Source organism: Rothia sp. HMSC076D04, from assembly GCF_001814645.1.
Lineage (GTDB): Bacteria > Actinomycetota > Actinomycetes > Actinomycetales > Micrococcaceae > Rothia > Rothia mucilaginosa.
The window spans coordinates 426,919-436,238 of sequence record NZ_KV817369.1 but is presented as its reverse complement, the minus strand read 5'-3'; the positions used below and the strand labels follow the sequence as shown (position 1 = coordinate 436,238).

8 protein-coding genes are annotated in these 9,320 nt (G+C 63.1%); all 8 read right to left on the bottom strand.

What is annotated here, in order from left to right; all coding sequences use genetic code 11:
• Nucleotides 1-4: 4 nt before the first annotated feature.
• Nucleotides 5-268: a 30S ribosomal protein S20 gene (rpsT, locus tag HMPREF2980_RS06160; RefSeq protein ID WP_005505969.1), complete on the bottom strand. Its 264-nt coding sequence runs from the start codon at nt 266-268 to the stop codon at nt 5-7.
• A 261-nt stretch (nt 269-529) separates the two neighbouring features.
• Complete coding sequence (locus HMPREF2980_RS06155) at nt 530-1,186, bottom strand: type II toxin-antitoxin system PemK/MazF family toxin (protein WP_070690814.1); 657 nt, start codon at nt 1,184-1,186, stop codon at nt 530-532.
• 15 nt (nt 1,187-1,201) lie between these two features.
• Nucleotides 1,202-2,236, bottom strand: coding sequence for a DNA polymerase III subunit delta (gene holA / locus HMPREF2980_RS06150; protein WP_005505965.1), 1,035 nt, complete (start codon nt 2,234-2,236; stop codon nt 1,202-1,204).
• A gap of 197 nt (nt 2,237-2,433) precedes the next feature.
• Nucleotides 2,434-4,512 (bottom strand): ComEC/Rec2 family competence protein, encoded by a 2,079-nt coding sequence (locus tag HMPREF2980_RS06145; RefSeq protein WP_070690810.1) that lies wholly within the window; start codon nt 4,510-4,512, stop codon nt 2,434-2,436.
• Nucleotides 4,512-5,708 carry a ComEA family DNA-binding protein gene (locus HMPREF2980_RS06140; RefSeq protein WP_070688191.1) on the bottom strand — a complete coding sequence of 399 codons (1,197 nt, stop codon included), beginning with the start codon at nt 5,706-5,708 and terminating at the stop codon, nt 4,512-4,514. Before HMPREF2980_RS06140 ends, HMPREF2980_RS06145 begins: the two co-directional genes overlap by 1 nt.
• 245 nt (nt 5,709-5,953) lie before the next feature.
• Entirely contained in the window at nt 5,954-6,919 is a 966-nt protein-coding gene (gene whiA / locus HMPREF2980_RS06135; RefSeq protein WP_005505961.1) for a DNA-binding protein WhiA, read from the bottom strand.
• A 146-nt stretch (nt 6,920-7,065) separates the two neighbouring features.
• Nucleotides 7,066-8,118 (bottom strand): gluconeogenesis factor YvcK family protein, encoded by a 1,053-nt coding sequence (gene yvcK / locus HMPREF2980_RS06130; RefSeq protein WP_070690807.1) that lies wholly within the window; start codon nt 8,116-8,118, stop codon nt 7,066-7,068.
• 108 nt (nt 8,119-8,226) lie between these two features.
• Nucleotides 8,227-9,141 (bottom strand): RNase adapter RapZ, encoded by a 915-nt coding sequence (gene rapZ / locus HMPREF2980_RS06125; RefSeq protein WP_049356891.1) that lies wholly within the window; start codon nt 9,139-9,141, stop codon nt 8,227-8,229.
• Nucleotides 9,142-9,320: the final 179 nt, after the last annotated feature.

Below are 9,320 nucleotides of genomic sequence, written 5' to 3'. Positions count from 1 at the left end.
AGTTTTAGAAAGCCTTGTTTACCAGCGCAGCAAGACCGGACTTCTTGTTTGCAGCGGTCTTCTTGTGCAGAACACCCTTGGAAACAGCCTTGTCCAGCTTACGGTTCACAAAACGCAGAGCCTCAACAGCAGCTTCCTGGTTCTGTGCCTCAACAGCAGCCTTGACCTTGCGGGTCGCGGTCTTCAGCTCGGACTTTACAATGTTGTTGCGCAGGCGAGCCTTCTCGTTGGTGAGGATACGCTTCTTCTGAGACTTAATGTTAGCCACAATTAAACTTTCTGTTTTGTCTTATTGGTCGGTGAGGGCGACGCTGGCCGATCATCGACTGAGCGGCGTGGGGATGCCTATGGCAACCGGCCAGCAGTGCCCGATGACCATCGGACACTCAACCACACATAATACCAGATGAACAGCCTCCACGACAGACCCCCGCGGAGAGAAAAATACTGTGAAAACCACTACACGCAGCCTCCACATCCGGCGCAGATAATCGGCACCAGTCGCCGGTGAAACTACCGGCACAGGGTGTTAGCCGTTATGGCGAGTCCACGCACGCTCAATCAGGCGGAACGTATCCTCCGGCATAATCGCACCCTCACGGCGCATCGCATCCGGGCGAACACGAATCACACGGTTCAGCTTCACCTCAGAAGCGCGGCCCTGCGGATCCCACGGACCCGAACCAATATCGAGGTAGTTCGAATCAGCGTGCTCACGGTTATTGTGGTCCTTGCTGGTCATCATCAGCGCCAGCAGGTACTCACCGTCACGACCCACCAGAAGCACCGGGCGGTCCTTACCCTGCGAGTGGTCCTCCTCAAAGGGAACCCACGTCCACACGATTTCACCCGGGTCAGCGTCGCCGTCCAGGGAGGGCGAGTACTCAAAGTTGATCATGTCGCGGTAATCGCCCGGGTAGTCCGAACCGTCGGATGCGGAGGCGGTGCTTGCCGAACGAGTCGAAGCGGAAGGCTTCGGGGCGCTCGGCTTAGGCGCCGAAGAGCCGGAGGTACGAGCCTCACCCTGACGAGATTCACGCTGACGAGATTCGCCCTTGTGGGACTCACTCTTCTGGGAGGACTCGGAGCCGCCCTTAGACGCAGTAGCGTCGTTGAGGGCATCCTCTGCCGCCTTCTGCAGGAAGGGCAGCAGGGCAAAGAAAATTTTCTTCAGAATTTCGAGCATGGGCTCTATTATGCACTACAGGCGCGGAGGTAGAGCAATCGCCAAAACAGCCTGCTCCACCGCATACACCGCGTCCTGCGACTCACCCTTCAGCTGCGCGTCCGCATCAGCCAGAAGCTGCACAATATGCGCCAACTGGGCGCCGGTAAAACGGCGGCCGTCACGCTGAGCCTGCTCAACCTGCCACGGTGACATACCCACCTCACGCGCCAGCTCGTTAGCGCTCATACGCACGTGGTGCACGCGCGCAATATTACGGATACGCATGGCGAGCGCGCCCAGCATCGGAATCGGCTCCGTGCCGGTGGCGAGAGAGTGGCGGAGCAGACGCAGAGCCTCCGGGGCGTTACCGGAAATCGCGGCGTCACTGACGCGGAACGCGGTGACCTCGGTGCGGCCGCCGTAGTAGCGGTTCACAGCCTCTTCGGTGATGTCGCCGGGTACGTCTGAGAGCAGCTGCTGGCATGCGGCGGCAAGCTCAGCAGTGTCGGAGGCGGCGGCCGTCAGCAACGCCAGAGCGCCGCCGGTAATCGGGCGCTGAGCGGCGGCAAACTCCCCCGCCAAGAACTCGCTCTTCTCACGGTCGGTCTTGAGCGCCTTGCAGTTAATGAGCACGAACTGGGAGCGGACCAGGTCGATGAGCTTCTTGCCGCGGTTACCGCCCGAGTGGTTCAGAATGAGCATGATGTCCGGCTCGGGGGCGTTCAGGTAGGCGAGCGTATCGGTCAAAAACTCGTCGCTCATGGAGGCGACGTTCTCAACCTCAATGATCTTCGCCGAACCGAACAGGGAGGGCGAAGCGTGCAGAATCAGCTCCCCCGCCGTGTAGGTGGCGGCGTTAATCTGAACGCGGTCCACCTCCGGGTGGATGCTGCGGAACAACTCACGCAGGCGCGCCGCAGCGCGGGAGGCGAAGTACTCCTCCGGGCCGTAGAGCATGACGGCGGGTGCCGGGGTGACGGTACGCCACGCGGTGTCGAGGGCGGGGCCGCCTCGGCGGGCGTAGCCTCGGGAACCACCACGCTGGGTTGAACGCTTACGCTCGGACACGCTTATCACTCGCCTTTATCTGCAGGGTACGGGCTGAACTCGGCCCCGCTGCGCACGGGGGTGCTGCGCGGGTAGAGTCTTGAGTATCCATCATAGCGTTTTCTTCTCAGATGCCTCCTAGCGTTGGTTAGGGTTAGTTGGTCAGGGTCAGTCGGTCAGAGGTAGATGCTTGCGGTTAGATACCCAGGGTTAGTCGGTCAGGAACGGGCGGGCTGATTGGGGCGCTGATGGGAGGGCGCGGTGTGCGGTACCACCCGCAAATACTGCCGGTGTGTGACCGCGCGGTAGCGGCGTGCATCCACCCACCACAGGGCTATGCTCAACGCCAGCACGCAGAGGGCACTACACACCACCGCCGGGACGCTCGAACCTGGCTCCCAGGGGTTACCCGGCGCGTGCGCGGCAGTGTGTGCCGCCCACTCGATGCCCTGCGAGGCAAGGCCACCGGCACGCAGGCACAGATCCGCCGCAGTGGGCAGACCCAGGAGCATGAATCCGAGCGCCGCCAGCCCGGCGAGCATACTCAGCGGCGCCAAAGGAGCGGCAACCAGATTCGCCGGAACCGAGTAGAGCGGCACTTTACCGCTCATCGCCAAAATCAGCGGGGTGCACCACAGGGATGCCACGATGGGCGCGGCGAGCATTTCCGCGCAGAACACCGGCATGACGCGCATGAGCAGACGAATCAGCGGCGGGCCCAGCAGGATCAGCGCGGAGGTTGCCGTCACCGACAGGGCGAACCCCATATCCACGGCGAGGTGCGGGGCGGCAAGCAGACACATCAGCACCGTGGTTTGAAGCGCCGCCAAAGACTGGCGACCCGAACCGCGCAGCATCGCGTAAGCACCGAGCAGACCCATGGCGAGGGAACGAATCACGGAACCCTCAGAGTCCAGCAGCATGGCGTAGGCGAGCACCGCCGTAACCCCGCACAGCACCATGACGCGGTGCGGAATGGCGAGGGTGCTCAGCCGGTGCACGAGCGGCGGCAGGGGTTGGGCGTTTGGAGGAGCAGGTAGCTGAGGGCGGGCAAGTTGATGAGGCTGGGCGGGATTCCGGGGGTACGCGGGGCGGCGAGAAGGACCCGTGCCTCTCCCCCGCAGCCGCTGCCTCCACGAGCGGAACAGCAGGTACGCGCTGGCGAAACGGTACGGACGAATCGCCAACACCAGCCGGTACGCACCCAAGAACACGATGGCAATATTCGCCCCGGACACCGCCGTAATATGGCTGAGCCCGCTGAGCTTATAGTCCTCCCGCGCGGTGGAACTCATCAGCGAGTCATCCCCGTAGGCGGTGCCCAAAACCAGCGCCGCCGACTCCGTGCCCAGGGTGTCCAGGGCGCGGGTACGCAACTGCTCCTTGAGCGTGGACAGGTACGGCTCCTCCGCGGCGCGAGTAATAGTGTTCGACCCGGCGCCGTAGGCGGGTGCGGGCATCGGGAAAATAGTTGCGCCGCTCAGCTTTGCCGTGGAGCCGTTGAACTCCACCGTGCCGAGAGCGGTCACCTTCATCCCCGGATAAATCGCCCGCGAGCGCGCGGCGCCGCTCCCCTGATGCTTAGCCGCAGAAACGCTACCAGCCGAGCTCGCCTCCGAACGTACCTCCGGACGCTGTGCAGCGCTCTTTGCCGAACCGTCACGCCGGTACACGCGCACCCGCTCATTCACGAGCGCACGCACGCTCCGCCCCTGAATTTCCTCCAGCTTAATGACCACCAGAGTAGTGCGCGGATCCACGCGGCGTACCTGCTCCACCGTGCCATTCAAACGAAGCGAGGCACCCTGCGCCTGCTGCAGGGTGGCGCGGGATGCATCCACCCCCGTAGCGCACAAAAGCACCGCCTGAACCGTGACAATACACGCCAGAAAAACCAGCTGTCCCGTCGTGCGAAAGAGCAGGCTGTACGGCATCACCGCACGCGGCGGAAAGAACAGCAGAATCGCCAGGCACCCCAGTAGGGCAATGAGCACGCACGCCAGCGGATGCACCACCCGCCACGTACCCACGGTCAGCGCCGCCGCGGTAAAAGCCCACAGCACCAGCACCGTAAAACTCAGGCGAAAGTCCAGGTGAATGAGGCTTCCCTGGGCGCGCAGCTCCTGCTCATCACGGCGGGTACGCCACCGTTCAGCGCCGATGCTCCAGCGGTAGCGGACGCGGTCATACGCCGTAGCCGCGGACCGGATGAGGCGCCGGGTGAGGCGCAAGGAACCGGGAAAGAGTTCCTGCTCCCCTGCCTGCGGGCGGTTCGGCCTGCGGTTTTGCCGGGGCATTAGACCGTCACCAGCGGACGCAGATTCTCCAGCATCGACGGGCCGATACCGGGCACCGCATCCAGCTCATCCACGCTGCGGAAACCGCCGTGCGCCTCACGCCAAGCAATAATGCGCTGAGCCATCGCCGGGCCAATACGCGGCAGGCTCTGCAACTCCTCAGCGGTGGCGGTGTTAATGTTCACCGGAGTTGAGCCCTTCTGTGCGCTCCCCGAAGCGGTCAGCGTGCGCGCAGGCTGAGGCTGAGCGGCATTATTCTGCGCTGCACCATTCGCCGCGTTACCCTGACCCGCATTCGCCGTGCCACCATTGGGCTGAATCTGCGCCGGAGCAGCCGTCTCACCGCGATGCGGCACATAAATCTGCACCCCGTCACTCAGCGCACCGGCAAGGTTCACACGGTCCAGGTCAGCATCCGCTGCGGCACCGGAGGCGGCGGCAATCGCATCCACGGCGCGGCCCTGCGCGGGCAGGGTGTACACGCCGGGGTTGTTTACGGCACCCGCCACGTGCACCCGCACGGTAGCCTCACCGGAGGCGCCACCCTGCGCGGATTCACTCGGGTTAGCACTCGGCTGGGCGGTCGACTGGGTGCCGGGGCTCTGCTGGGCACCCACCGCCTGCACCGACTCAGCGGAAGCACTCGGGGAGGCAAACTGCTCGGCACGCGGCGCCGCCGAAAACTGGGTCACACCCCACACCACGGCAACCAGCGCCAACACCGCCACGAGAAGCAGCACGCGCGGCGACAAGCCCCAACGGGTACTGCGGGTGGTGCCGGGCTGATCGGCCTGCTCCCATTCCGCCCAGTCGTCCACTTCGTTCCAGTCGGGCTGCTGGTCCCAGTCAGCCCAGCCGTTCGACTCCGGGCGGGATGCCTCGGGCTGGCTAGTGCCGGACTGGCTGGTAGGTGCGGGCTGGTTAGTCTTGGGCTGAGAGGTTTCACCCTGCGACGCCTCGGTATCTGTCTCCACCGGCGTTACCTCAGTGGAAATAGCCAGCGGCACGGTGTCCTCGGCATCCGGCGCACCGTTCTTGCGGGCGCGCGGGCTGCGGTAGAGGCTGTTCATCAGGGAGCGGGCGCTACGCTGCGCGCCGCTCTGCTGGGATACGTTGTCTTGCACAGCACCGTTGTCCTGTTCAGGGCTCAGGCTCTGCAGGTGGTTCTGCTCGTGGTTGGGGGTCATGCTCGTCATACCCCTACCCTAGGCTCACGCGCGCGAACGCACGAGCGCAAACAAAGAACCTGTGGATAACTCCCCTCTCGCAACGAGAAAGGAGCCATCCACAGGCTCATTTTTGAAAAATATGCGGTTTTTGTTTAAAAACGGCGGGTTCGGGTTTGTCATAAAACCGTCACAAACACCTCAGCCACACGCGCAGACACATGCCTAGCCACACGGGCAGTCAGCCCCGCGCAAGACCAGAATCTAGCCCTTGCCTAGTCCTCACGCGGCAGCTCAGTACCCGGAACGCCCAGCTCCGAAGCACGCTTATCAGCCATCACCAACAGACGGCGAATACGGCCCGCAATCGCGTCCTTCGTCATCGGCGGATCAGCCAGACGACCCAACTCATCCAGCGAAGCGTGCTTATGCAGCACACGCAGCTCACCGGCATAACGCAGGTGATCCGGCGCCTCATGACCCAGAATCTGCAGGGCACGCTCCACGCGGGCGCTCGCCGCAACAGCCGCCTGCGCGCTACGGCGCAGGTTCGCGTCATCAAAATTCGCCAGACGGTTCGCGGTCGCACGAACCTCCTTGCGGGTGCGCGCCTCACGCCACGTGGTCAGGGTGCCGGTCGCGCCCATGCGCTCCAGCAGCTGCGAAATCGTCTCGCCGTCACGGACCACCACGCGGTCGGTACCGCGCACCTCGCGCGCCTTCGCGATAATGTCCAGGCGACGAGCCGCACCCACCAGCGCGAGCGCCGCCTCCGGGCCGGGGCAGGTAATCTCCAGCGAGGAGGAACGACCCGGCTCAGTCAGCGAACCGTGCGCCAGGAACGCACCGCGCATGACCGCTTCGGCGTCCTGCAGGGAACCGTTCACCACGGCCGGCGGCAGGCCACGCACCGGGCGGCCGCGCAAATCCAGCAGACCGGTCTGGCGAGCCAGCGCCTCACCGCCGTGATCCACACGCACAATGTAGCGGCCGCCTCGACGCAGACCACCACCGCTGACGCTGGTCAGCTCGGAGTCGTGGCCGTAAATCTCCGCGATGGTGCGGCGCATGCGGTGGGCGGTTGCCTCGTGGTCGACCTCAGACTCCACCACGATTCGCCCCGAGACAATGTGCAGACCTCCGGTAAAACGCAGAATCGTAGAGATTTCTGCCTTACGTGCAGAGACTTTCGTTGCCTCGTAGTTGGCAAGTTCGTCCTTGACGAGCGTGGTTAATGCCATGAACAGGTCCTTCTGGGCGTAGTGTCTAAGAGTCTATAAATTCGGGGAAATGCGGGAGAGGCGCGCGCAACAACCGGACTCACACCGCAGATACGCGGTGAAGCAAGCCGGTGAGGATTGAGCGTTAGGATGCGCCAGCCGAAGCGCTATGCGCTCAGCTCAAACGCTTCGTTATACGCGGCCGCAAGCTTCAGCGGGTCGTGCACATTCGGCTGAGCGGACGAACGCAGATGCGCCCACACAACCTTCGCGCCCATTGCGGAAGCCTCACGCTCCAGCTCGGAACGGTGATCAGCCTGCATGTCAGCGTCAGCAATTACGGCGTCGAGGTGCAGCTTCGGGGCGTACTGGCGCAACAGGTCCAGGTGAGTCGCCGGGGTGAAGCCGACCGTCTCCTTATCGTCGGAGAGGTTCATGACCACGCAACGGCGCGCCTCCGTGCGAATAATCGCCTCACGCTGAGCGTCCAGCAGCAGATGCGGCAGAACCGACGTACGCCACGAACCCGGACCCAAAACAATCCAGTCGGACTCCTCAATGGCGGAGAGCGCCTCCGGGCAGGGGCGAGCATTCTCAGGGGTCAAACCGATATCGTGAACGCGCTCCTCCTTAGAGAGGTTCACCTGGCCGACCACCTTCACGCGCTCAATACCGCCGCCGTTATGCTCACGCAGCACGGTGCCGTAAATGACCATCGGATCCAACGCCATCGGCAGCACGCGGCCGCGCGCATTCAGCAGCGCACCCGCCCAGTCCAGACCCGCAACCGGGTCATCCAGCAGCTGCCAGAGAGTAGCAATCAGCAGGTTACCGAGCGCGTGATAATCCAGCGGGAACTCGCCCTCGTACCCCTCGGGCGCGCTAAAACGATGCTGCATCACATCACGCCACGTGCGACCCCAATCGGTGTCATCACACAGCGCAGAAAGCGCCATACGCAAGTCCCCCGGAGGGAGAATACCCATCTCCTCACGCAAACGACCCGACGAACCGCCATCGTCAGCAACCGTCACAACAGCCGTCAAATCAGGCGTGACGTGGCGAAGCGCAGACAGGGAACCGTACAGCCCGTGGCCACCGCCCATCGCCGTGACCTTCGGCGAACGGTGCGTGGTCTTCAACAGGCGCAACGCCTGAGTCGGCAGAGCCGGCAGGCGCGGAATACCCTGAGTGTCATAACTGGTCGAATGGGTGGACATAGTAATACCTCACATACCCGGAAGGAATGGTATGCCGGCCCCACGGGTGCGGGGCCGGACGGCGGCTAATGAAACACGGCGCGGTGGTTGGGACGCGCCGGGAAAAACTTACTCGCGGCCCTTGTCACGGTGCTGAACATTCACGTTCAGCTCACCGAAAGCAGAGAGACGACGAGCCAGTTCCTCCGTCACAGCCACGGAACGATGCTTACCACCGGTGCAGCCAATTGCGATGGTGGCGTAGTACTTACCCTCACGGCGGTAGCCCTCAAGCACGGGGCGAAGAGCCGCAAGGTAGTTGCTGATGAACTCCTCGGTGCCGGCGTGCTCCAGCACGTAGTCGCGCACCGGGGTGTCCTGACCGGTCAGGGGGCGCAACTCCGGAACCCAATGCGGGTTCGGGATGAAACGCATATCAGCCATGTAGTTAGCGTCCGAAGGCGCACCGTACTTGAAGCCGAAGCTCATCACGGTCAGGTTCAGCTTCTTATCCGCACCCTCAGCGAACATTTCACGCACGGTACGAGCCAGCTCGTGCACGTTCATGCCGGTGGTGTCAATGGTGCGGTCAGAAGCGAGGCGCAGACCTTCGAAGAGAGTGCGTTCAGCGCGGATACCGTCGAGGACGCGGCCCTCACCCTGCAGCGGGTGCGGGCGGCGCTGAGCCTCGTAGCGGGCAATAATGGTCTCGTCCTTGGCGTCAAGGAAGAGCATGGAGAAGTCAATATCGGACTTGCGCAAAGTCTCAATTGCAGCGGGCAAATCAGAGAACAGGGCGCGGGCGCGGACGTCAATACCGAGCGCCACCTTCGGCACTCGCGCACCGTCGCGGGTCACCAAATCAGCCAGGGAACCGAGCATCTGCGGCGGGATGTTATCGATAACGTACCAGCCCTCATCCTCCAGTACGTTTGCGACGGTGCTGCGGCCTGCACCGGAAATACCGGTGATCACCAGAATCTGAGGACGCTCCTCACTCTGGGCGGGCTGTACCGTGGCGGGCTTGCTCTGATTCTCGGGCATGGTGCTTCTTCCCCTTCAACGCGAAATACTCTCTATGCCATGATACTAGACCTTTATCTGACGGTTCAGGGGTACGGTCAGAAATTTCACCACTATGACAGAAATATGAGATGCTCCCCCGGCGGAACCCCAGAAGGAACCCCAGAAGAAAGAAACCCGCATCACAAGTGCTTGCACAT